Raw genomic sequence first — 23,387 nt, forward strand, 5'->3', positions numbered from 1 at the left:
TTTAATTTAAATTTAATATATAAATATATGATTTTTCTCATCAATAAAATGTTTGAGAAAAATCATTTTAAACTTTAAATCATCATTTTTTATCGCGGGGCAGGCATGAGCATCCAAACCAAGAGAGTGTATGACGCAGTATCTGAGTCAGATGGAAAGCGTGTATTGGTCGATCGACTTTGGCCTCGCGGGATAAAAAAAGAACTCGCCCAAATTGATTGGTGGCCGAAGGAAATTACTCCGTCAAATGAGCTACGAAAATGGTATCACGAAGACATAGAAAATCGTTGGGGAGAATTTGAACAAAAATATCAAGCTGAACTTTCCGATGCCACTACAGCATTAGAAACCTTACGGGACATGGTTCAAAAAGAAAATGTGACGTTAATATCTGCTGCGAAAAATATAGGGCATAGCCATGTTACCGTGCTCATTCAGATTTTACAGCAACCGGAATAGTAAAAATTCCCTATAAAAAATATGTGATTTAATGCTGTGAAAAACATAAAAATGTTATGATAGTACCTTTAACTGTCTTTGAGATTTTTATGTCTTTACCTCACTGTCCTAAATGCAATTCGGAATATACCTATGAAGATAATGCTGTATTGATTTGCCCTGAATGTGCGTATGAATGGAAAGAGGCAGACTCAACAGCGATAGAGGAAACCACGACAATCAAAGATGCTGTCGGCAATACGTTGCAGGATGGTGATACAGTGACTGTGATTAAAGACTTAAAAATTAAGGGTTCATCCTCTGTTGTTAAGGTAGGCACCAAAGTAAAAAATATTCGCTTACTTGTAGATTCAAGCGATGGACATGATATCGATTGTAAAATTGAAGGGATCGGTCCTATGAAATTGAAATCTGAATTTGTTAAAAAAGCATAATACGGATCTGTATTTGTACCAAAGCTCAATGTCTTCTAACATTGAGCTTTTATTTTTAAATAAAATAAATATATTTTAAATACTTGAGTGTTTTGTAAGGTTGGAAATTTAAAGCCTAATTTAAACAACAATCACCAGATTGGGTTTATTCAAATTACATTTATAAACAATAAAATATGCTTTAGAAGCTGGATAAATCATTTATATTTTAGCTAAGTGGCGTAACTTATATTCAATACAACGCTGTGAAATACAAAAACTGAAAATAATCAAGAGGTAGTGAGCATGTCGGGATGGTATGAAATTAGTCAAGCAAAAGACGGTCAATATCGTTTTGTATTAAAAGCTGGAAATGGGGAAGTAATCCTGACGAGTGAGTTGTATAAGGCAAAAGCTTCAGCTTCAAACGGGATTGCATCTGTACAGAAAAATAGTGGTGATGATGCACGATATGATCGTTTAGAAGCAAAGAATGGTAAACCCTATTTCAATTTAAAAGCTGCAAATCACCAGATTATTGGAACAAGCCAATTCTATTCAGGTGATGCTGCTCGAGATAATGGCATCGAATCTGTAAAGAAAAATGGACCATCAGAAAAAATTAAAGATCTAACTTTAGAAGCATAACTCACATCGTTGTTACTGAGTTGAACGTAAAGCATGCCAAAGGCATGCTTTTTTAGTTTAAAGCTGAATATAGATCTTGATTTCAGCTTTATTTTTTATCATTTTGTATAAAAACAAAGTCTTAATTGAAGGAATAATCACTGAATTAAAAAACCTTTATATCCTAAAGAATAGGGGGTAATTTCGATAGTTTGTGGTATAAGCATTTGAAAATATTAGCAATGATAATAAGCAAAACGGTAAAATATTTTTTAAAATTATGCTTAAAATAATGTACAAATTAATTCTCATAATGATAATATAGTGTTAAATGAGTCACAAATAACAATAACGGAGTCTTTTGCATGAAAATTAAAATTGACGGCGATCGAGAGATTGTGGATGAAGTATTGTTGCAAATTAAGTTATGGGATGATGCTGTTATTGGTCAGCAGGTAGACTATCTGTTAGGTCAATGTGCAGATGACATTAGCATGTTCGCCGTGATATTAAAATCTATGCTTCAGAAGCATTAGCCGTTTTGCATTGTCACTCTAAAATTGAAAATAATCTATTGAAAGATAAAATAAAAATGCCTTGGTGTCGTACAACACTTTGTCTGAAAAAACAGCAAGGACATTGGTTGGTGGTGCATCAGCATATTTCAATGCCAGTCGATATGATCACAGGAAAAGCCATAGTTTTGAAAGATAATCCAAAATTGAGATTGGTGGTTTAATCTATCGCAGTTCTAACATTTCTCAGGGATAGAATCTAAAAATCTTTGAGATAGGTGATGATATATAATTCACGAGAATTTAAAATAAACACGATAAAATTGATAGGTGAAGTCATTTAAACGTGATTAGGGGCTTGTATGTCGCGCTAAGATTTGAAAAAATCATGATAATAATCTCATAAAGAAAACAAAATGCCAAATTCACAGTTATCAAAGCTCGGATGGCTTAGACCATTAAACGCAAGAAATCCGCATGAATCTCATCGTGCTGCGACACCACTAGAATTATTATTCGATTTAATCTTTGTCGTTGCGATTGCTACTGCAGGGCAACAATTGCACCACAGTATTATTGAAAATCATTTGTCACACGGCCTAACACTTTATTTTGCAGTGTTTTTTGCGTTGTGGTGGGCTTGGATGAATTTTACTTGGTTCGCCTCTGCTTACGATAATGATGATGCGCTTTATCGGGTGATGACCTTTGTCCAAATTAGCGGTTCGTTAGTGGTCGCCGCTGGTATTCCACGTGTTTTCCAGCATCAAAATTTTGACATGATTTTTATTGGTTATGTGATTATGCGATTGGCTTTAGTCACGCAATGGCTGCGAGCCGCCAAGCATGATCCTGAGCGAAAGCAGATCGCATTAAAATATGCGTTTGGTATTATTGCTGTTCAAATGCTTTGGTTATTTTTTCAATTTAGCCCAATTGATTTCACGATTTATTTATTTGTATTGCTTGCATTGGTGGAGTTAAGTATTCCATTTTTTGCTGAAACCAATGATATGACACCGTGGCATCGGCATCATATTGTCGAGCGTTATGGCTTATTAACGATTATTGTATTGGGCGAGTCTATCATTGGTTGCTTTGCTGCAATTTCAGATGCAATGAATAATGCATTATTCAGTAAAGAGCTCTGGTTTCTTACAGCAGGGGGCTTATTGATCATGTTTACTATGTGGTGGGCTTATTTTGATCATAGTGTTGCAGAACATTTAAATAGTAAAAAACGTACATTTATTTGGGGTTATGGTCACTTTTTTATTTTTGTGAGTATTGCGGCTTTAGGTGCGGGTTTAGCCGCAGCTGTCGATGTCATTGCACATAAAGCGGAAGTTTCATCAGAACTGGTCGCCTATTTCATTGCGATTTCTCTCGTTGTTTATAGCGGATGTTTGTGGCTATTGCAGGATATTTATTATCTTAAAGGGATTCGAAAATGGTTCTATCCAATATCTGCAGTTATCGTGTTGTGTATTCCCATGTTTATTCATAGCTTAGGTTATAGTGTGTTTGCAATAGCTGTTGTTTACGCTCTACGCTTAGTTTTTTCAAAATATTTTTTAGCGAAGTAAGCTTTATGGGGTTTCACGATTTTTATCGTTTAAGTTCGCATTCTGTTATTTTCAATGCATATCATCAAGTTTTATTGTTGAAGGCAACTTATGCAGATTGTGCATGGGGCTTACCCGGTGGAGGTTTGGATCAAGGGGAAACCATTCATCAGGCTTTAGTTCGTGAATGTTATGAAGAGTTAGGTTGTGATATTTCCATTGAATATTTATCAGGTGTTTATTTTCATTCAGCGGTAAGTTCGCACGCTTTTATTTTCCGTTGTCAGATTGCTGAAGGGCAAACCATTCAATTGAGTGATGAGCATTCTGAGTACCGATGGTTTGATGTGGCAGAATTATCATCTGTACAAAAAATTCGTGTTGAAGATTGTATGGCTTTTAATGGTCAGGTGCAGAGTCGGGCATTTTAGTCAGAGTGAAAGCTTAAAAGTAACGCAAAAAAAACAGGTCATAAAGACCTGTTTTTTTATTTTAATGATCAGTTTAATGCTTAATCTGGTAATGCATAAGCAACTAAAGAGTCACCCATTTTAGTACCAAATGAACCATGACCACCTGCCATAATGACAACATATTGTTTGCCATTACTTTCATAAGTCATCGGTGTTGCTTGACCACCCGCAGGTAAACGACCTTTCCAAAGCTCATCACCATTGCTGACGTTAATTGCACGAATGTAATTATCTTGTGTACCGCCAAGGAACATTACATTTCCTGCTGTTGAGATAGAACCACCCAACATCGGCACACCCATTTTAAATGGTGGTAATGGAATACCCGGTAAACTGTCACGGATCGTTCCGATACGACGTTTCCAAGCCACATTATGTGTTTTTAAGTCTACACCAGCAACATAGCCCCAAGCAGGTTGTTTACATGGCAAGCCGAAAGGAGATAAGAAAGCACTAATTTCCACGCCATAAGGTACGCCATACATTGGTTGTACCCCAGCTTCTGTACCCGCACCTTTCGCTGTTTTTGCACGATTTGGATCTGCAGGAATTAACTTAGATACAAATGGCAAGCCAATTGGATTCATTACAGCAATTTGACGATCAGGGTTGACCGACATGCCACCCCATTCGAAGACACCTAAGTTACCTGGGAAAACCAGCGTACCGTTTTCAGAAGGTGGCGTATAAATACCATCATAGTTTAGCTTGTGGAATGATACACGACAGATCAATTGGTCAAACATGGTTGCGCCCCACATTTGTTTGTCTGTCAATTTCTCTTTCGGTGCTAAATCAAAATCTGAAAAAGGTTGAGTTGGTGAATAACGTTCACCTTTGGTTTGTGGACCACGTTTTACAGTTTGCGGTACAGGTCTTTCATTGATTGGAACAATGGCTTGACCATTACGACGGTCTAAAACAAAGGCATTACCCGTTTTGGTTAATACGTAAATCGCAGGAACGGTTTGTCCCGTCTTATCTTGAATATCTGCAAGTGTAGGTTGCGAAGGTACATCCATATCCCATAAATCATGATGGGTTGTTTGGAAATGCCAAACCAATTTACCCGTGGTTGCATTGATCGCAAGCATTGAGTTTGCATAACGTTCATGTAATTCAGTACGGTTACCGCCCCAAATATCAGGTGTTCCTACGCCTGTTGGTACATAAACGATGTCCAATTTTGCATCATAAGCCAATGGCGCCCATGCATTTGGTGAGTTTTGTACATAAGTTTGACCAGGTCCAGGAATCTTATTTGGATCTTCTGCGCCTGTATCAAATACCCATAATAACGCACCAGTATTTACATCATAACCACGGATCACACCCGATGGTTCTTCTGTTGAATAGTTATCGGTTGTTGAACCCGCGATAATGATGGTTGTACCTGTCACAACTGGAGGAGAAGTTGGGATATATCCACCCGGATAAGGGAAAGGCATATCTTTTTGTAAATCAACTTCGCCATTGCGACCAAAGTCACTACATGCTTTACCTGTATCGGCATTCACTGCAACGATACGACCATCGTTCACAGGTAGAATGACTTTACGAGGGCATTCTGCTGATGCTGATTTTTTGCTTTGTAAGCTGGCTGCAAAACCTGTGGTATTGGCAGTATCATAATATGAAACACCACGGCAAGTTAAATGCTGGAATGTATGATCCGCTTTTAACTTAGGATCAAATACCCATTTTTCCTTACCTGTTGCTGGGTCAAGTGAAACCAATTTTTGGTGAGTTGTACAAATGTACATACTATTACCAATTTTAATGGGTGTGACTTGATTGGTGGTTTCCCCAGAATCTTTGTCTGTTTTAAAATCTTTGGTGTGATATTCCCAAGCCACTTTTAAGTCTTTTACGTTCTTTTCATTAATTTGAGTTAATGGAGAGTAACGTAGACCAGATTGCGTGCGACCATAAGCAGGCCAGTCACCATCGGCGATACCATCAATAGCAGCAGGTGTGGGTTGATTACTTGATAATGTCCCACGGATTTCTTGCGGATCATTGAAAATCGAATACACCATAACGGCAATGGTAATCGCCAATGTACCTGATAAGGCAATTTTGGCATTCTTTGCGTCAAAACCACGCGTGACTGCTGGAATGAGCAACCACAAACCAAATACACCTAGAATATCTAAACGAGGTGCAAGGGCAAAGAAGTCTGAACCAACTTCCCAAAGTCCCCAAACAACTGTTCCGAGTACCAGTGCTGCATAAACAATTAATGCTGTGCTGTTTAATTTACGCAATAAAATTGCTGTCGCAATAAAGAATAAACCTGCAATGATGTAGTACCAAGACCCACCTAAAACTGCAAGCCATATTCCGCCGATCAATAAGACCAAACCCATGACAATTGCAATCACAATGGTCAAAGTTCTGAGTCCTGAAGATGGAGTTTGCATAATGACCACCTATAATTTCTTAATTGTAAAAATCCTCATCGATCTTTCACAAGTTTGATGAGGAGCTTTGCTTAAATTTCTAGATTTTAAATATCTCAGTTGCAGAAAGTGTGAACATTAAAAAGACAAGCAACTGAAATATTTATTATCTATAAACTAAAATGCGGTTTGGAACTTGATGCCACCAACCCACGCATTTTCACCATTTTTATATGCTCCAACATGATGTATATATTGAATATTTGGGCGAATGGTTAGCCAATTTGTTGCATGAACACCGTAATAGAGTTCAGCATTGTATTCTTCATCTTGTTGAAGGACTTGAGTGTCATTGACGTCATCATTGATACTAATTCGAGCTACACCTAATGCGATTTCATCTTTAGGTCGAGCGTCGAAAGCACCTTTATAGACAAGCCCAATATTTTGCATATTACCAACGTGGTTGGTATCTGAGTCATGCACTGTGACATTGACAAAACCTGTTAGACCACGGTTTTTGTCGTCGTTATGTGTGGTTAATTGCTGTTTAGCAACAACCCAAAGCCCTTGTTTATGTGAGGTTTTATCTGCGTGTAAAATTTCAGGCGCATCTGCTGTGCTGTAGTAATAACCTAGACGATATTCACCAGGAAGTTTGGCAATACCAACGTGAGGTTGCCATACGATTTCAGCAGGAATGATGGCGCCATGTGAACCATCTGTGCTGAGGTTCCAGCCTTTACCACGTTCTAAATTTTCTGGGTTGTATTCATAAGCACCCACTTGTGCATATAAATCAGGTTGGATGTTGTACTTAACGCGAGCAGCCCATTGACTAACTGGCCAGTTGTACCATTGATCACCCACCCAGTTACCGACCTGAGAACCACATAGTGCAAGATTTTGGAAATCACAGTCAAAACTATTGAAGTCTTCGCCTTCACCAAAACGCCCCACTTTAATATCTAACTTTTGATCTAAGAATTTTTTCTTGATCCAAAAATCAGTTAAACGCCAAGTTTGACCACGTCCCCACACTTCTTGAGTTGAGCTGAGATGACCCGCTAAGGCATCTGAGGTTTGAGAGAGCGAGCGACCATTACGTTCAGTGATGGTGATTTGAGCTTCTGTGTCTTGCCAGCCTAAAACTTTTTCTAAATCTAAATGCGCGCCGATAGCAAATTGGTCTGCATATTCAGTGCCATGGCTTGAATGTTGATCTGAATCAAGTAGTGTTGCCAGTTCACCTGTATAGCCTAAGCTAAAATCATAACCCTTTTGCTGCAATTCAGTTCGTTTACCATTCCAGTCACCAAACATCCATGGGCTATTTGCATCAAATGCTTCCGCCGCATGTACGTTAGACAATGAACAACTTAATGATAAAAGGCTGAATGCCCAATAAGAACCTTTAGTTTTATTCATATTTGGTGACCTCGATAACAATTTGTAACTAATTATGTATGATACTCTTGTTTTGTATAAAGATTCATTATTTTTGGATTTATTATGTAACTTTTGTATATATTTTATCGTATATTGATAATATTTGTACTTATATTAAGGTGTGCTAATCATCTTAAGTTATTATTTTTTGGTAATTTTTATAAAATTAGATCATCTTATGAGCACAATGCCTCTTGTTTGGGTTTTGTAATTTTAAGGCTTTTTATTATTGGAAAAAGATCTAAGTGAAAATAGTGTTTTAGTATAAAAATGCACAATTTTGTATGTTTAAAAAGAATATGTGTAATCACTGATTGAGTTGATTACACATATCATTGGCTTAAAAAATGAAGTGAATTATTGGAAATAGAATAAGTTCCAGTCATTTAGATCGGAACATTCATCAACAATGAAATTGAATTACCAATCACCTTCGCCCAGTTCTTGCCCAATATAGTCATAACGCATTTGTGAACGAGAAAACTTAATTGGACATGCCAATTGTGGTTCTTTTTGATCCGAGTTGGCTTTTAACGGAACTTCTACAACCCAATTGCGTTCAGTGGCGAGCGGGGAGGTTAATGCTTCATCGAGGTTTAAAACAGGCTCTACACAATAATCAAGCTGGCTAAAAATTTGGTTCCATTCCGTCCATGTTTTTGTTGCAATCTTATCCTGAATGGCTTGTTTAACTTCTTTGCGATCATCTGAATCAAAAGAAGCACCTTTTGCGAGGAGTAATGGTAAATCTAGGGTCGTGGCTAAACCATTCATAAATTGCGGTTCTAAACTTCCAATTGAAATATAACGTCCATCTTGAGTTTTGTAATAGTCATAAAAAGTACCACCATTCAATTGTTCCGTTTCTACTTTTTGATGCTGTCCACCTGCAAGACTGGCAGCAGCTGCCATATTATTCATGCTGACAACACAGTCAGTCATTGAAATATCAATGTATTGTCCCATGCCACTATTTTGACGTTCTGTAAGCGCAGCTAGGATTCCAATCACAGCATGTAAGGAGCCGCCTGCGACATCTGCAATTTGGATGCCCATGGGTGGGGGGCCACTGTCTTGACGACCGCTATGACCTGCGATACCTGATAAAGCAATATAGTTAATATCGTGCCCAGCTTTGTCTTTGTATAAGCCAGTTTGTCCATAACCCGTGATGGAACAATAAATCAGTCTAGGATTTATTTCTGCAAGTGTGTGATAGTCCAAACCAAGACGTTGCATGACCCCCGGCCTAAATTGTTCAACCACAATGTCAAACTCAGAAATTTTTTGTTTAATCAGTTCAATATTTTTTGGATCTTTTAAATCTAAGGCGACAGATTGTTTATTGCGATTTAGATAACTGTGAGACGTGGCTTGTCCATTGGCGTAGGGAGGAAATAAACGGACTAAATCTGGGCGTGTCGGTGATTCAACATGGATCACTTCTGCCCCCATGTCTGCAAGATACATTGTCGCAAAGGGGCCCGGTAATAATGTTGAAAAATCGAGTATTTTCAATCCCTTTAAAGCTGTTGTCATAATGATTTTTACCAAATTTAGATTGATTTTTACCTTATATTAGAAATATAAAACTCATATAACAATGTCATGTTCAGCCATTTACCTTGATCATTTCGGCAATTTAAGATGTAAAAAGGCGATAAGCAATGTTGTAAATCGCCAATTAAACATTTTTTAGCGTCATTTAGGTCAACTCTAGTGAACATCAAAGAAACTGAAGGATTTAACATGAGCCGTGATACGATCAGTATCCATTTTGTGAATGCAGCCCTAACAGGCGTAAAGCGTCTAGGGATGGATGTTGACACCTTACTTTCACACGTGGGCATAGAGGCAGAGTTACTTCGTCAACCTAAAGCGCGTATTTCTCCAGAGCAATATACACGCTTTGTTAAAATGTTATGGCTTGTAACCCAAGACGAGCATGTTGGTTTTGATATTCAACCAAGACGCTTGGGTTCTTTTGCGATCATGTGCCAATTGATCATTCATGCCAAGACCTTAGGTGAAGCTTTGGAGCTTTCATCGCAATTTTATAAATTATTCGGCGATGAATGGTCGGTTGCTGTTGAACGTGATAAGCATGAAGCGCGTTTGGTTCCATTGATTCCTAAAACCATGGATCCTGATCATTTCATCACAGAAAGTATGCTGATGATTTGGCATGGTTTAGCCTCTTGGTTGATCGAGCGCCGTATTCCTTTAGAGCGTGTGCATTTTGGGTATCCACGTCCAAATCATGCAGATGAATATGATGCTTTGTTCTTTGCACCCGTGATGCAATTTGATATGCCGCGTACAGAAATCACTTTTGCTGCGGATTATCTCGATTTACCGATTCGTCAAAACGAAGCGAGTTTGGAAGAGTTTTTAAAAGCTGCACCAGCTCAGTTGTTGGTGAAATTTAAAAATACCAATTCATTGACTTCACGTATTCGTGATGTTTTAAAGAGTCAAATTGGTGAGGAAATGCCAACCTTGAACGATGTCGCTTCAATGTTGTATTTATCTCCTCAAACTTTACGCCGTCGTTTGGCTGCGGAAGGTAAGAGCTATCAGGGTGTCAAAGATGCTTTACGCCGTGATGCTGCTATTCATTTATTGCTCAATCCTGACTTAACGTTGGAAGATGTCGCGCAACAAGTTGGCTTTAGTGAAACCAGTACATTCCACCGTGCATTTAAGAAATGGACAGGCGTGACACCGGGTCTGTATCGTCAGTTACATGGTTATCACTAAGTTTTGATTGAAGTTCTTAGTTTAGTCTTAGATTTTTAGATATAGTTTTAAGTTTTCTGCCCAAGGCCACTTGGGCTTTTTTATGCTCAATTTTTTGTTGTGTCTCATGGTCAGACGTGTGATATTGAGATAAAGCATCCAATTCAAAAATTAAAAAATCAGAAATAACGGAGAGTGAATCGGTGAGCATCCAATTGGGCGATTTTAATGATTTAGAGGTACAAAATTTACTGCGTATTCATCTACAAGGTATGCATGCAACGTCACCGATTGAAAATAGTTTTGCATTGGATTTAACAGGTTTGCAAAAACCGAATATTCAGTTTTATACCCTTTGGCAAGATGATGTACTTTTAGCCTGCGGTGCAATACAAGAACTTTCTCCCACACATGCTGAATTAAAATCTATGCGAACGCATCCTGAACATTTACGTAAAGGTGCAGCAACTCAAATTTTGCAATATTTATTAGAGATCGCACGACAGAATCATTATCAACAAGTGAGTTTAGAAACAGGCACGCATGTGTCTTTTGAGCCTGCCATTGCATTGTATAAGAAGTTTGGTTTTCACAAAGGTGAGGCATTTTCAGATTATCAAGCTTCTGAGTTTAATCAATTCTTTCATTTAAATTTGGCTACACATCAATAGCGTAAATAGACCTAAAACATGACTTATTCTGTTCGAGCTATAAATCTTTTAGATATTGAAAAACTCATTGAAATAGAGCGGTCTGCGGCTCAAGCATTTCTAAGTGTATCTGAATTCGCATGGATTGCTAAAAGTCCAGTTTTGTCAGCAGATACTCATCTTGAATTGATTGTTAATGCCTACTCATTTGTCATCGTAAATGAGCAAGATCAACCTGTTGGGTTTTTATATGCAAAGAAACAAGAGCAGGATTTTTATATCATCGAAATGGATGTCCATCTTGATTTTCAAAAACAGGGCATTGGTCGTCAACTGATTGAATTTGCAATTGATTATGCTAAGCAGAATGACTTTGTATCGGTGAGTTTAACGACATTTTCCTATGTGGCTTGGAATCGTCCTTTTTATGAAAAGTTGGGTTTTCAAATGATCAGTCAATGTAATTTGCCGATGTATCTTCAAAATGCATTAAACAATGAAGTTGCTTTTGGTTTTTCTCGAGAAAGTCGATGTGCAATGCGATTGGTCATTAAGTAAAATTAGGCATTTGAAAGGTATCACGATTCAACGTTATTCTTTTAGTGATATTGATCCATGATCTTTTATTTTAGTCAGTGCTTCTCTGAAAAAATTTAAATCAATATCGGATTAAATACTCATAATTCACTTATTCTACACATTTTTTATGCAATAAAAATTCTATAAGAGCTTGATTCATTGTATAAATAATCAGGATTTTGAAATGTGCAATTGACAAAAAATATCAATGGACTTTTCCATTCTCGTCATTGCACTCTCAACGTTATAAAGTACACTCGAAACACATAACAATCTAGAAGTCATAAAAAGGAACAGCTATGAGCGAGGCTTATATCATTGACGCCATTCGCACACCACGCGGAAAAGGAAAGAAAGATGGTTCACTGCATGAAGTGAAACCGATTACGCTATTGACCACATTGTTGAATGAGTTGAAAGATCGTCATCATTTAGATACCTCGAAAGTGGATGATATTGTCTTGGGTTGTGTCACGCCTATTGCAGACCAAGGTGGTGATATTGCGAAAACTGCGGCAATTGCTGCGGGTTGGGACAATGATGTTGCGGGTGTACAAATTAACCGTTTCTGTGCATCAGGTTTAGAAGCGGTCAACATGGCGGCGCAAAAAGTACGTTCAGGTTGGGAAGATGTGGTTGTTGCAGGTGGCGTCGAGTCGATGTCACGTATAGCAATGGGTTCGGATGGTGGGCCGTGGGCATTAGACCCTGAAACCAATTTAAAATCACACTTTGTTCCTCAGGGAATTGGAGCTGATCTAATCGCAACCTTGGATGGTTATACCCGTTCAGATGTCGATGCCTTTGCAGCAAATTCTCAACGTAAAGCTGCTGCTGCACAAGCTGCGGGTTATTTCAATCAATCTGTGGTTGCTATCAAAGACAAAGCAGGTGTGACCATTTTAGATCAAGATGAATTTATCAAACCGTCAACAACAGCGGAAGGTTTGGCAAAACTTAATCCAAGTTTTGAAATGATGGGTGCAATGGGTTTTGATGCGATTGCATTACAACAATATCCAGAAGCGCAAAAAATTAATCATGTGCATCATGCAGGCAATTCATCAGGTATTGTCGATGGCGCAGCGCTGGTATTACTTGCATCCGAGAAAGCAGTCAAAGAACAAGGTTTAAAACCACGTGCTAAAGTACTGGCAACGGCGTTGGTGGGTTCAGATCCAACTATTATGCTGACAGGGCCTGCACCTGCTGCACGTAAAGCATTGGCAAAAGCTGGCTTAACCATTGACGATATTGATCTATTTGAAGTGAATGAAGCCTTTGCATCTGTGGTGATGCGTTTTATGACGGAGTTAAAAGTGCCTGCTGAGAAAGTCAATGTGAATGGCGGCGCAATTGCGATGGGTCATCCATTGGGTGCGACAGGTGCAATGATTCTCGGAACATTACTGGATGAATTAGAGCGTCAAGGCAAAAAGCGTGGTTTGGCGACATTATGTGTAGGTGGTGGCATGGGTATTGCGACCATTATTGAGTTGGTATAAGGAGAATAATAATGAGCGCAATTCAATATCTTAAAAATGACGACGGCATTATTATTCTAACTTTAGATTCTCCGAATCAATCAGCAAATACCATGAATGGTGATTTCCGTGTGGCTTTGGAAAATGTTGTTTCTAAACTGAAATCTGAAACATCGATTACGGGAATTATTTTCCGTTCAGCGAAGAAAACCTTTTTTGCAGGCGGTGATTTGGATGAATTGATCCAAGCACGTTTGGAAGATGCCACACCATTTTTTGAAATGATTCAGAAAATGAAAGCAGAGTTTCGTTATATCGAAACTTTAGGTGTCCCTGTGGTTGCAGCATTGAATGGTACGGCTTTAGGTGGTGGTTGGGAAATCGCTTTAGGGTGTCATGCACGTATTGCACTGAATGATCCTAAAACGAAGTTTGGCCTGCCAGAAGTGACTTTAGGTCTGCTACCAGGTGGTGGTGGTATCGTGCGTATGGTACGCCTTTTAGGTCTACAAAATGCTTTTCCATTCTTAATGGAAGGTAAGCAGTTTGGTGTGGATAAAGCAAAATCTCTTGGTTTAATTCAAGATACTGCGGAAACACCTGAAGAGTTGATGGATAAGGCGATTGCTTGGGTAAAAGCTAATCCGAAATCACAACAACCTTTTGATGCCAAAGGTTATAAAATTCCGGGTGGTGATCCTAAAACACCTGCGGTTGCACAAATGCTGGCGATTGCACCAGCGATGCTACGTGATAAAACCAAAGGTTGCTATCCTGCTCCTGAAGCGATCATGGCGGCTGCGGTTGAAGGTGCGCAAGTCGATGTAGATACGGCACTGACCATTGAATCTCGTTATTTTACCTATCTTGCGACAGGTCAAATTTCAAAAAATATGATCGGTACTTTTTGGCATGGATTAAATGCCATTAAAGCGGGCGCAAGCCGTCCTAAAGATGTTGCAAAATGGCAAGCGACCAAAGTTGGTGTGCTTGGTGCAGGGATGATGGGTGCGGGTATTGCTTATTCAACAGCAACCAAAGGCATTCCCGTTGTACTAAAAGATGTTTCTGTTGAAAATGCAGAAAAAGGCAAAGCCTATAGCCAAAAATTACTGGATAAAAAAGTATCACAAGGTCGTATGACGGCTGAAAAACGTGATCAGGTTTTAAGCTTAATTACTGCAACAGCATCTGCGGAAGATTTAAAAGGCTGTGATTTAATTATTGAAGCGGTATTTGAAAATCAAGAGCTCAAAGCGAAAGTCACTCAAGAAGCTGAAGCATTCCTTATCGATGGCGGGGTGATGGCTTCAAATACTTCGACATTACCGATCACAGGTTTGGCAAAGGCCTCGAAAGACCAAGCGAACTTTATTGGTCTGCATTTCTTTAGTCCTGTCGATAAAATGCAATTGGTTGAGATCATTAAAGGTAAAAATACCTCTGCTGAAACTTTGGCAAAAGCGTATGACTATGTACAGCAAATTGGCAAAATTCCGATTGTTGTGAATGATAGCCGTGGCTTCTTCACCAGTCGCGTTTTTGGTACTTTTGTTCAGGAAGGGTTACGTTTACTACATGAAGGTGTACACCCAGCTCGTATTGAAATGGCAGCACTCAAAGCGGGTATGCCAGTTGGCCCATTGGCTATTCAGGACGAAGTCGCATTAACGCTTTCTGAGCATGTTGCCAATGAAACACGTAAAGCACTTCAAGCTGAGGGTAAAGATTTACCACGCTCAGGTGCAGATGATGTCATTCAGACCATGATTCACACTTTTAACCGTAAAGGTAAAGCAGCTGGAGCAGGTTTTTATGATTATCCAGAAGGTGGCAAAAAACATCTTTGGGAGGGTTTGAGCCACTGGAAAAAAGATGTAGATATTTCTGAACAAGAAATGATCGACCGCTTCCTATTTGTGCAAGCATTAGATACATTGCGTTGTTATGAAGAGAACGTCCTTGAGTCGGTGATTGATGCCAATATTGGTTCGATCTTTGGGATTGGTTTTGCGCCGTGGACAGGTGGAGCGATTCAGTTTTTAAATCAATATGGTTTAGACAAAGCTGAACAACGTGCTAATCAACTTGAGGCGAAATATGGTGAGCGTTTTAAAGCACCGCAGTTGCTTAAAGATAAGGTGAGTAGCGGTAAAATTGATTAAATGAATTCATTTTATATGATCATGCTGCGGTATTTATAGCACTGCTGTCATTGTATGTTTTAAAACAAAAACCTGAATTCATTGGATTCAGGTTTTTTACATTAAGAATTATAGATTTAATTTTAGATGTGAATGTTTTACACATTCTTCATCATCGTAAAAATGAAGATAAGTATCAATATCGGATTCAATATTAAATTCTTTGCGTGAGATTTAAAACTTTTAAAAATGGATAGCAAAAATACAAAAAATAAAAATATCGTGATATATATTACATTCTAATAAAAAAGAGGAACTCGAAAATGGATAGTGAGCAAAAACAAATAATCGAAGGGCTAGCGGATTTTTTTGCTAACTCTTATCGTACCCCTGTACTCCGTAGACCTGATGAGTTTGATTTGGAATATGAAGATGTGTTTTTCCCATCTATGGATGGTGTTTCTTTAGAGGGTTGGTTTATTCCAGCGAAAGGATCAAATAAATTAATCATCTGTAATCATTTTATGCCGGGCAATCGTTATGGTTATCCTGGACATCTAGAAGGTTGGCAAAACTTTGGTGGCTTTGAAGTTAATTTTATCCCGCAATACAAAGCATTACATGATGCAGGATACAATATCCTTGCGTATGATTTGAGAAATCATGGCAATAGTAATACAGGCAATGGTGGAAAGGTTGGTATTGGTTTATTTGAATATCGTGATGTGATTGGCTCACTGCGCTATGCCAAAACAAGACCAGATACCAAAGGTATGGAAACCTCATTACTGAGTATCTGTTTAGGATGTAACTCAACGATGGTTGCGATGAATAAGCATCCAGAGGAATTCAGTCATATTAAATCTATGATTGCATTACAGCCCGTATCGGCAAGACCTTTTATTGAAAAAGCATGTGAAAGTGCCAATATTGATCCTCAGCAAGGCACAGAGTATTTCGACTTATGTAGCCAAAGACGTACAGGCTTCCACATTGATGAACTTTCACCGATTGAACATGCCAAAGCAGTTCAAGTCCCAACCTTAGTTGTGCAAGTACATCAAGATATTTTAACTAAGCCGTCTGATGTAGAAACAATTTATGCAAATATTCCTGCTGAAAAAGAATTGTTTTGGATTGAAGGTACGACGCGTCGTTTTGATGGTTATAACTATTTCTCAGAAAACCCAAAGCAAATGCTTGATTGGTTTGGCAAATATATGTGAAACATGTATTTTCTCAATGAAGAAAAGTGATTTTTAGCATTCTCTATTGCTAAATTTAAGTGATCAACCTGAGTTCAAATAGTGAAAATTTAAGCATGAATATATGCTTTAACTATTCTGAGCTCAGGTTTTGTAACAATAGAGCTTTGTATTATTCAAACGTATTTCAAAAACTGATTTGAAAATATAATCAGCACATCAAAGTAAGCCAATAGATAATGATATTAAAAATTGATTGTCCAATTTGAAACAGCCTTGTCAAAATATTTCAGTTCGATCAGCTAAACATCAATCATTTTACTTTTTTTGTATTGGTAACTTTTTAATCTTCTGATTAAAATGGATAAAAGCTAAGTAATATCAATGAGAAACTTGAGGTTGAATCGTTCTAAGCTTTCTGTTTAGAACAGTTTATCTAAAACTTGAATAGAGATTGTTTTGGTCATAGATCATATTGCTAAATCTGCAAAAATAGTAATAATCAAATATTCGACTAAAGTCTTATAACGTCCCTGAGATAAAGGATTGGGAAAAATACAATGGATTTAATACAAAGTAATGGTCAACCACGATATGGACGTTTTAAGGATCTGCCTACAACGATTGATGTGAATCAATATATGTACAAAACACCATACGGGAAAACCTTAACTGGATGGCGTAAACAATTAAAATATAAGAAGTTTAAATTTTGTTCTATACAGCATGAACAATATACCCTTGGTATTGCGATTGCAGATATTGGTTGGGCAGGGCATGGTTTTATCTATATCTATGACCATGCAAGTAATGAGGTTTTAGAATGGAATGCCAATACGATTCTAGGCCGTGGCACTGTTGTCGATGAGCAACCGCTTTATAGTCAAAGTTATTTTACAAAATCACCTTTTGAGTTTGAAATGCAACATGCCAATGGTGTGCGCTATATTCAAGTGACACGGCATGGTGAAGAACAACTCAAAGCACGTATTTTCTGTGCAGGAACTGAACCTTTAAGTTTATGTAGTCCAAATGGAATCAATGGTTGGACGTATACGCAAAAGAAAACAACATTGGCTGTAGAAGGTTTTTTTATTAATAAAAACAAAGAAACCATTCACTTCAATGAAAAAACACTGGCTTCTTTAGATGATACTTGCGGTTTCTTAAGACCTGAAACTGCATGGTTTTGGTTGTCGACTAATTTTTGGGATAAAAATGGACAGCGGATCGGGGTAAATCTTGCATCAGGTGTGAATGAAAGCTTTGGTAATGAAAATTGTCTTTGGGTGAATGGTGTGCTTTACCCACTTTCTGATGTACTTTTTGAAAAATTAGATGAGAATGTTTGGTCAATTCGTTCTTTAAATCAAAAATTACAGTTGGTCGTAGAAACAGGTTGGCGACGTTTCGAAAATTTAAATCTGCGTCTTGTTGGAAGTCAGTTTAGCCAATGGCAGTCCAAAGTCAGTGGTACGATAGAAACAGAAACAGGTGAAATGATTGAATTAGAACATGAGTATGCATTACTCGAACAGCATTATGCCAAATGGTAATGCTGTTGCTTCATTGAGTGACTTGGCAAGTCAATAGCTTAAACAAAAATCTTTTTAGCTGACATCAGGATAAAGATTATGAAGCAGCTTGCCAAAAAGCTTCACCTGCTAAAATAGGGTCATTTGTTTTTGCTAATTCATCTACAAAGGTTTGGTATTGCTGAATAATTGCATGCTGACTTGGATGAAAGTCTGCTGAGTACCAGTCTAGATATTCAGATTTTAAACGACTGAGAATACCTTGTTGTCCTAAAAACCATGGCAATCCTTGACGAGCCATTTTTATACGTTCAAAAATACTAAATCCATCTGCTTTAAGTAAGCCATTGGCGCGTTGCATGGTAAAGCCGAACATCAGTACGGTGACTAAAGCCAGTGCCGCATAACGCAATCTATTTGAAGTCCCAGCAACTTGAGTCATCACATCATAAGCGACATCACGATGCTCCATTTCTTCAATTGAATGCCAAGCAAATAAGGCACGTATAAAAGGGTGAGCATCTTGCATTGTGGCTTTTTCACTAAAGAAAGCATCGGCCATCAATGCAGTTAAATGTTCACATGCTGCTGTAATCGCAATATTGTATTGTTTAGGATAACGTTTTAGCGCATGGCCAAGTCTTTGATTGACATGCTGTGTAAATTTTTGAACGGGCATGCCTTGATCAATGAGGATCTGATTCATTTTGTCATGAGCGATGCCATGTTGAGCCTCTTGTTTAATGAAATCAGCAACTTTTTGCTGTAAATCAGGATTGGTAATATGTTCTCTATATAACCGTACACATTGAATAAAATAACGCTCACCATCTGGAAACGTCAGACTCAGTGCATCAAACATACGCGTTTTAAATGGATCACCACCAAACCAAAAGCGAGGGATTTGCTCAAGCTTGAAGTCTAGATTGGTTCGAACGATAGGATCAACTTGATATTGGGTGAATGCATTCATCTTATTTTGTTTCACATATTCTAATTCGATTGCGATTATGACAAAGATACAGTCTATATATGACGTCATGTCATGCCAATTTTAAGTTTAAAGATGTCAGTTTTAGTCAATCAATTTATCAGCAGATGATTTTACTCAACGATCGTTATTATTTTGAGCTGGTGCAGTGTGTCAAAACGTGAGTTTAAGAACAGGATTCACCTGATATTTTATATGTGAGTCCATGCTTAGCTCCGTACTCAATTCAAACTTAAAATTTTAAGGAGATAAAGGGGATAATTGGTGAATTATCCCCTTAAACAAAGATCAGTTTTTATAAAGCGGCTTGCCAAAAGGCTTCACCCGCCTTGATAGGATCATTGGTTTCAGCCATGGTGTCGACCCAAACTTGATATTGACGAATTACAGGATGTTGACTTGGATGGAAGTCTTTTTTAAACCAATCTAAATACTCACTTTTCATTGCTGTGAGCATCCCTTTTCTACCAAAGAACCAAGGGAGGCCTTTATATGCCATTTTAAAGCGATCAAAACGACTAAACCCATCATGTCCGAGCATAATATTGGCACGATACAACGTGAAGCTAAACATCATCACTGTAATAAAGGCGAGAGAAAAACGTCGTAAACTGTCTGGAACTTCACCAACATCACGCATCACATCAAAAGCAACATCACGGTGTTCCATTTCTTCAATCGCATGCCAAGCTAATAAGGCACGTACGTAGGGATGTGCTTCTGCTAAGGTCTCTTTTTTGCTATAGAAGGTTTCAGCCATCAATGCAGTCAAGTGTTCAGCAGCAGCGGTCATGGCAATGTTGTACTGTGGTGAACGTTGTGTGAGTTCGAATTTAAAAAGTTTATTTAAGAACGTGATAAATTGATCAACAGGCATACCTTGCTGTTTCATCACTTGATTCATTTTGTCATGCGCAATACCGTGTTGCGCTTCCTGACGAATAAAATCTGCAACACGTTGCTGTAAGTCTGGATCTGTGATCTTGTCGCGAAATAAACGAACACTTTCAATAAAGTAACGCTCACCATCAGGAAAGGTCAGACTCAGAGCATCAAATATGCGAGTGCGGAAAGGGTCTCCACCGAACCAAAAACGAGGAACTTCACCTAATTTAAAATCGAGTTTAGTTCGAACGACAGGTTCTACTTGATATTTCACTAATGCATTCATCTTATTTTACTTGCATCACCTTTGATACTTTCAGTATGTCGGTGTTTTTCAACTTTGTTTTGACAGATGTTGACATTTTTTATACATTTTACGACATAATGAAAATTTTAAATGTCAAAGCCAATATCAAAATGACTGATAGGACCAGAGCATAACGCTATGCAGGAATTACAAATACCGAATGGATATTTTCACCTCTGGCAGATGTATTTGTCTGAGCGGGGGATAGATGCTTTGACTGCTGATTTTTTAAAGGAAGAACGTGCATTGTTAAAAGTGATTTTAGCATCGCCAATCGATACTCAATCTTCTTACTTTTTCTTTCAGCAGAATATTGAAAAAACCAAACAGGCTTTAGACTGTCCTCAAATTATTTTTGAAATGGCAGAATATGTACGCCCTGAGCATTTTGGTGTTTTAGGTTATATGGCTTCACGGAGTACGACTATTGCTGAAGCATTACAAAATATTTTACGTTTCAGTCGTTTAGTGATTGATGGCGACCATATTATTCCGATGCAAATGGAGTTCATAGGGCAGCAAGTGCATTTGATTTGGCCATTTCATCATGAAAAATATATTTTAATTAATGAGCTGACCAATGCATTGATGATGCATTTGGCGCGTAAAATCGTACCTGCGAATCAGTTCCTATTACAGGGGGTGAATTTCGCACATCCACCACAAATGGCAATTTACCACTATCAAAAATTTTATGGTTGTCAGGTCACTTTCAATAAAGCTGAATATAGTTTTGTTCTAGGTTTAGAGGGCCTGAATGTAAAAATACAGCAGGCTGATCCTTCATTGATGCAATTGTTGGTCAAGCAAGCGGAGGATGCGATTGCATCTAAACCGCGACATGAGACTTTGCCACAGCATTTGCATTTTATTGTGGCGGAATATTTAAGACTGAAGGAGCAAGCACCTAAAATTGAAGATATTGCACTGGAGTTAAATATTTCAACGAGAACTTTACAACGTCAGTTGAATGATTTTGATACTTCGTTTAAAAAGATTGTTGAAGTAGAGCGCATGAAGCGTTGTGAGTTATTGTTGGGCAGTAATATTCAGTTTACTGAAATCGCAATGCGTTTGGGTTATTCAGATCAGTCAGCATTGGCAAGGGCATATAAAGCGTTTAGTGGGCAGACTTTATTGCAAAAGAAACAACAATTAAAAGATAAGTCATAAAATTGGCAATAGAAATAGCAATAAGCAATTCAATCTGATGGGGCAAAGGTGAGTATAAGCACTCACCCTTTATAGACCTATCTACTAAGAAGATTGTTTTTTATTCGTTTTTAAATTTAGGGTATCTAAAGATAATCGCCAATACCGCAAATATAGCCAAGACCCAACAGTAATAAATAGAACCAATCAATTCTACAGGGGATAATTTTGCAATTGAGCAAGCCAAGAGGAGTTGAGCACCGTAAGGAATCATCCCTTGTACCACACATGAGAAAATATCCATCAATGCAGCAGCACGTTTTGGGTCGACGCCATATTCTTTGGCAACTTCTCTCGCCATATCGCCTGATAAAATAATCGCAACGGTATTATTGGCAACAAAGATATTGGAAAATACCACCAAGAAGCTGATGCCGATTTCACCTGCACGTTGTTTGCCAACTTTAAATAAACGTGTAATGACATAGATCCGTTGGATTAACCATTCTAAGCCGCCTTCTTTTTGCATGATCGCAGAAAGACCACCCAACAGCATAGATAACAAAGCAACCTCAAACATGCCTTCGAAGCCTGAGTAAATTGAGCTATTCAGCTTTAACAGATCGAAGTGAGGTGTTTCAATGAGTCCCATTAAGCCCGAAAATACCACACCGATACTCAGTACAGCTAAGACATGTAGTCGGCTAAAGGCGAGAAAAAATACCGCAAGATAAGGCAGAATCAGCCAAAAATTATAGTCTTTATATTCAATAGACTGTGAATCGTGATTGGTGAATATATAAATTAAAATCGTCACCATTGCGGCAGGTAGTGCAATCCAGACATTGACTCGAAATTTATCTCTTAATTCCACATTTAGACTGCGTGTAGCCGCAATGGTGGTGTCCGAAATCATCGATAAGTTATCACCGAACATTGCACCACTGACCACAGCACCTACTGCATAAATGGCTTGGATATCTGTCGCTTGAGAAAAACCAAAGGCGATTGGCGCGCAAGCGGCGATGGTTCCCATTGAAGTGCCCATAGCCGTTGCAACAAATGCTGAAATCACAAACAGCATAGGAAGCACAAACTCAGGTGCAATGATTGATAAACCAAACTGTACTGTTGCATCGACACTACCTATGGCATTGGAGACACTCGCAAAAGCACCCGCTAACATGAACACCATAAACATCAGAATCAAGTTGGGGTGGCTTGCACCTTGGAGGAATTCTTCAATTGCAGTATTTAATTTGCCACGGTAGAGTAAGATGGCTAAAATAATGGCGGGTAAAGCTGCAACAGGGGCTTTGACTTGATAAAATGCAAATTCAGTTCCAATGAGTGTGTGATAGATACCGCTGCCTAAAAAGATGGCTAAAAATACAATAAGTGGTAATAGCGCAAGCCCATGAGCTTGCACTTTACTGTGTGGGAGAGTGGTCATAACATATGAATAAAAGAGATAAGCCCGTATAGTATAAACAGCTTTTGCTATTTCATTAAAATTAAAATCAGACGATTTTGTATCTCATTATTGTGATATTTGAATGATTTAATTTATGTTTATTAAATTATTTATAAATTTGAAAAAAGCAAAAATTAGGTAGCTTTGATCATTGTCCAAAATTTTAAAATAGCGCTAAATGTAGCACATAGGTTGTTCGTTATTTTGTATAAATATGAGATAACATTGTGCTACTGAGTTACTCTGTTCAATGAGTAAAAAATAGCGCTACAATGTAATGTCTTGTATTTTTACAAAACAAACTCCTCAAGTTTAACAATCCAAGGAATGTACAACCCT

Annotated in this window: 21 protein-coding genes; 15 read left to right on the forward strand and 6 right to left on the reverse strand. The window is 38.1% G+C overall.

The features are described from left to right. The first annotated feature begins 105 nt into the window (after positions 1-105). The 7 genes from ACY45D_RS03640 to ACY45D_RS03670 all read left to right on the forward strand — a co-directional run bounded on the left by ACY45D_RS03640 (position 106) and on the right by ACY45D_RS03670 (position 4,010). Positions 106-459, forward strand: coding sequence for a DUF488 domain-containing protein (locus ACY45D_RS03640; protein WP_463108486.1), 354 nt, complete (start codon positions 106-108; stop codon positions 457-459). An 89-nt stretch (positions 460-548) separates the two neighbouring features. Beyond that, positions 549-893: a zinc ribbon domain-containing protein YjdM gene (locus ACY45D_RS03645; protein ID WP_463108487.1), complete on the forward strand. Its 345-nt coding sequence runs from the start codon at positions 549-551 to the stop codon at positions 891-893. A gap of 285 nt (positions 894-1,178) precedes the next feature. Then, on the forward strand, positions 1,179-1,520 hold the full coding sequence (locus ACY45D_RS03650; protein ID WP_463108488.1) for a YegP family protein: 342 nt from the start codon (positions 1,179-1,181) through the stop codon (positions 1,518-1,520). A 344-nt stretch (positions 1,521-1,864) separates the two neighbouring features. Beyond that, a complete protein-coding gene (locus ACY45D_RS03655) occupies positions 1,865-2,035 on the forward strand; it encodes a hypothetical protein (protein WP_463108489.1) in 171 nt (56 codons plus the stop codon). A gap of 5 nt (positions 2,036-2,040) precedes the next feature. Further along, positions 2,041-2,238 (forward strand): nuclear transport factor 2 family protein, encoded by a 198-nt coding sequence (locus tag ACY45D_RS03660; protein WP_463108490.1) that lies wholly within the window; start codon positions 2,041-2,043, stop codon positions 2,236-2,238. 192 nt (positions 2,239-2,430) lie between these two features. Further along, on the forward strand, positions 2,431-3,600 hold the full coding sequence (locus ACY45D_RS03665; RefSeq protein ID WP_463108491.1) for a low temperature requirement protein A: 1,170 nt from the start codon (positions 2,431-2,433) through the stop codon (positions 3,598-3,600). A 5-nt stretch (positions 3,601-3,605) separates the two neighbouring features. Next, positions 3,606-4,010, forward strand: a complete 405-nt coding sequence (locus tag ACY45D_RS03670; protein WP_463108492.1) for an NUDIX hydrolase — start codon at positions 3,606-3,608, stop codon at positions 4,008-4,010. 80 nt (positions 4,011-4,090) lie between these two features. Here ACY45D_RS03670 and ACY45D_RS03675 read toward each other — a convergent pair whose 3' ends face one another. The 3 genes from ACY45D_RS03675 to ACY45D_RS03685 form a co-directional block, all read right to left on the reverse strand. Beyond that, positions 4,091-6,475: a glucose/quinate/shikimate family membrane-bound PQQ-dependent dehydrogenase gene (locus tag ACY45D_RS03675; RefSeq protein ID WP_463108493.1), complete on the reverse strand. Its 2,385-nt coding sequence runs from the start codon at positions 6,473-6,475 to the stop codon at positions 4,091-4,093. Between the two features lie 156 nt (positions 6,476-6,631). Then, positions 6,632-7,882: a carbohydrate porin gene (locus tag ACY45D_RS03680; protein ID WP_463108494.1), complete on the reverse strand. Its 1,251-nt coding sequence runs from the start codon at positions 7,880-7,882 to the stop codon at positions 6,632-6,634. Positions 7,883-8,323: 441 nt separating this feature from the next. Next, a complete protein-coding gene (locus ACY45D_RS03685; RefSeq protein ID WP_463108495.1) occupies positions 8,324-9,442 on the reverse strand; it encodes a CaiB/BaiF CoA transferase family protein in 1,119 nt (372 codons plus the stop codon). A 210-nt stretch (positions 9,443-9,652) separates the two neighbouring features. On the opposite strand from ACY45D_RS03685, the gene ACY45D_RS03690 reads away from it, so the two are divergent. The 7 genes from ACY45D_RS03690 (at position 9,653) to ACY45D_RS03720 (ending at position 18,260) form a co-directional block, all read left to right on the forward strand. Continuing rightward, on the forward strand, positions 9,653-10,663 hold the full coding sequence (locus ACY45D_RS03690; RefSeq protein WP_463108496.1) for an AraC family transcriptional regulator: 1,011 nt from the start codon (positions 9,653-9,655) through the stop codon (positions 10,661-10,663). Positions 10,664-10,845: 182 nt separating this feature from the next. Beyond that, positions 10,846-11,313 (forward strand): GNAT family N-acetyltransferase, encoded by a 468-nt coding sequence (locus ACY45D_RS03695; protein ID WP_463108497.1) that lies wholly within the window; start codon positions 10,846-10,848, stop codon positions 11,311-11,313. Positions 11,314-11,331: 18 nt separating this feature from the next. Continuing rightward, positions 11,332-11,850: a GNAT family N-acetyltransferase gene (locus ACY45D_RS03700; RefSeq protein ID WP_463108498.1), complete on the forward strand. Its 519-nt coding sequence runs from the start codon at positions 11,332-11,334 to the stop codon at positions 11,848-11,850. Between the two features lie 320 nt (positions 11,851-12,170). Next, positions 12,171-13,376, forward strand: a complete 1,206-nt coding sequence (locus ACY45D_RS03705; RefSeq protein WP_058870228.1) for an acetyl-CoA C-acetyltransferase — start codon at positions 12,171-12,173, stop codon at positions 13,374-13,376. An 11-nt stretch (positions 13,377-13,387) separates the two neighbouring features. Then, on the forward strand, positions 13,388-15,520 hold the full coding sequence (locus tag ACY45D_RS03710; protein WP_463108499.1) for a 3-hydroxyacyl-CoA dehydrogenase NAD-binding domain-containing protein: 2,133 nt from the start codon (positions 13,388-13,390) through the stop codon (positions 15,518-15,520). 302 nt (positions 15,521-15,822) lie between these two features. Continuing rightward, positions 15,823-16,725, forward strand: coding sequence for an alpha/beta hydrolase (locus tag ACY45D_RS03715; RefSeq protein WP_463108500.1), 903 nt, complete (start codon positions 15,823-15,825; stop codon positions 16,723-16,725). A gap of 539 nt (positions 16,726-17,264) precedes the next feature. Further along, entirely contained in the window at positions 17,265-18,260 is a 996-nt protein-coding gene (locus tag ACY45D_RS03720; RefSeq protein WP_463108501.1) for a DUF2804 domain-containing protein, read from the forward strand. 76 nt (positions 18,261-18,336) lie between these two features. Here the strand turns inward: ACY45D_RS03720 and ACY45D_RS03725 are convergent, their stop codons facing one another. Next, the gene (locus ACY45D_RS03725; RefSeq protein ID WP_463108502.1) at positions 18,337-19,212 is read right to left on the reverse strand and encodes a metal-dependent hydrolase; all 876 of its coding nucleotides are present in this window, start codon (positions 19,210-19,212) and stop codon (positions 18,337-18,339) included. 313 nt (positions 19,213-19,525) lie between these two features. Beyond that, positions 19,526-20,401 carry a metal-dependent hydrolase gene (locus ACY45D_RS03730; RefSeq protein WP_463108503.1) on the reverse strand — a complete coding sequence of 292 codons (876 nt, stop codon included), beginning with the start codon at positions 20,399-20,401 and terminating at the stop codon, positions 19,526-19,528. Between the two features lie 159 nt (positions 20,402-20,560). Between ACY45D_RS03730 and ACY45D_RS03735 the strand changes: the two genes are divergently transcribed. After that, positions 20,561-21,595 (forward strand): AraC family transcriptional regulator, encoded by a 1,035-nt coding sequence (locus ACY45D_RS03735; RefSeq protein ID WP_463108504.1) that lies wholly within the window; start codon positions 20,561-20,563, stop codon positions 21,593-21,595. 100 nt (positions 21,596-21,695) lie between these two features. Here the strand turns inward: ACY45D_RS03735 and ACY45D_RS03740 are convergent, their stop codons facing one another. Next, positions 21,696-23,027, reverse strand: coding sequence for a Na+/H+ antiporter NhaC family protein (locus ACY45D_RS03740; protein ID WP_463108505.1), 1,332 nt, complete (start codon positions 23,025-23,027; stop codon positions 21,696-21,698). Positions 23,028-23,387: the final 360 nt, after the last annotated feature.

The sequence above is a fragment of the Acinetobacter sp. BZX-2 genome (assembly GCF_055179795.1).

Coding starts and splice junctions, on each gene's coding strand:
- ACY45D_RS03705 (WP_058870228.1), top strand. CDS start 12,171: ATGAGCGAGGCTTATATCATTGACGCCATTCGCACACCACGCGGAAAA.
- ACY45D_RS03720 (WP_463108501.1), top strand. CDS start 17,265: ATGGATTTAATACAAAGTAATGGTCAACCACGATATGGACGTTTTAAG.
- ACY45D_RS03730 (WP_463108503.1), bottom strand. CDS start 20,401: ATGAATGCATTAGTGAAATATCAAGTAGAACCTGTCGTTCGAACTAAA.
- ACY45D_RS03655 (WP_463108489.1), top strand. CDS start 1,865: ATGAAAATTAAAATTGACGGCGATCGAGAGATTGTGGATGAAGTATTG.
- ACY45D_RS03710 (WP_463108499.1), top strand. CDS start 13,388: ATGAGCGCAATTCAATATCTTAAAAATGACGACGGCATTATTATTCTA.
- ACY45D_RS03675 (WP_463108493.1), bottom strand. CDS start 6,475: ATGCAAACTCCATCTTCAGGACTCAGAACTTTGACCATTGTGATTGCA.
- ACY45D_RS03640 (WP_463108486.1), top strand. CDS start 106: ATGAGCATCCAAACCAAGAGAGTGTATGACGCAGTATCTGAGTCAGAT.
- ACY45D_RS03715 (WP_463108500.1), top strand. CDS start 15,823: ATGGATAGTGAGCAAAAACAAATAATCGAAGGGCTAGCGGATTTTTTT.
- ACY45D_RS03680 (WP_463108494.1), bottom strand. CDS start 7,882: ATGAATAAAACTAAAGGTTCTTATTGGGCATTCAGCCTTTTATCATTA.
- ACY45D_RS03650 (WP_463108488.1), top strand. CDS start 1,179: ATGTCGGGATGGTATGAAATTAGTCAAGCAAAAGACGGTCAATATCGT.
- ACY45D_RS03670 (WP_463108492.1), top strand. CDS start 3,606: ATGGGGTTTCACGATTTTTATCGTTTAAGTTCGCATTCTGTTATTTTC.
- ACY45D_RS03645 (WP_463108487.1), top strand. CDS start 549: ATGTCTTTACCTCACTGTCCTAAATGCAATTCGGAATATACCTATGAA.
- ACY45D_RS03690 (WP_463108496.1), top strand. CDS start 9,653: ATGAGCCGTGATACGATCAGTATCCATTTTGTGAATGCAGCCCTAACA.
- ACY45D_RS03685 (WP_463108495.1), bottom strand. CDS start 9,442: ATGACAACAGCTTTAAAGGGATTGAAAATACTCGATTTTTCAACATTA.
- ACY45D_RS03725 (WP_463108502.1), bottom strand. CDS start 19,212: ATGAATGCATTCACCCAATATCAAGTTGATCCTATCGTTCGAACCAAT.
- ACY45D_RS03735 (WP_463108504.1), top strand. CDS start 20,561: ATGCAGGAATTACAAATACCGAATGGATATTTTCACCTCTGGCAGATG.
- ACY45D_RS03740 (WP_463108505.1), bottom strand. CDS start 23,027: ATGACCACTCTCCCACACAGTAAAGTGCAAGCTCATGGGCTTGCGCTA.
- ACY45D_RS03665 (WP_463108491.1), top strand. CDS start 2,431: ATGCCAAATTCACAGTTATCAAAGCTCGGATGGCTTAGACCATTAAAC.
- ACY45D_RS03700 (WP_463108498.1), top strand. CDS start 11,332: ATGACTTATTCTGTTCGAGCTATAAATCTTTTAGATATTGAAAAACTC.